Annotated in this window: 1 protein-coding gene; it reads left to right on the plus strand. The window is 61.2% G+C overall.

Translation table 11 applies throughout. The features are described from left to right. A partial coding sequence (locus AC0IYH_RS29900) for an NAD-dependent epimerase/dehydratase family protein (RefSeq protein WP_471837714.1) occupies window positions 1-369 on the plus strand: 369 nt, incomplete at both ends.

The following is a 369-nucleotide window of genomic DNA, read 5'->3' on the forward strand; positions in this document are numbered from 1 at the left end:
GGAAGACACCGCGCAGCAGGCGGAGGCTTTTGGCATTCGCGTGATCCTGCTGCGTACCGGTCTGGTGTTGGCGAAAGAGGGTGGCATCCTCAAGCGTATGGTTACGCCGTTCCGGTTTGGGTTGGGTGGCCGCATAGGCAATGGCCGCCAGTGGATGCCGTGGATTCATATCGCTGACCAAATTGCCCTGATTGATTTTCTCTTGCAGCAGGAGCAGGCGCGCGGTCCCTATAATGCCTGCTCACCGCACCCGGTACGCAACCGTGAATTCGCCAGCGAACTCGGCCATGCCGTGCACAGGCCTGCCATCGTGCCGTTACCGGCCTTTGCGCTGCGTGCCGGTCTGGGCGAGATGTCGTTGCTCCTGCT

It is taken from the genome of Pseudomonas sp. AC463, from assembly GCF_979253585.1.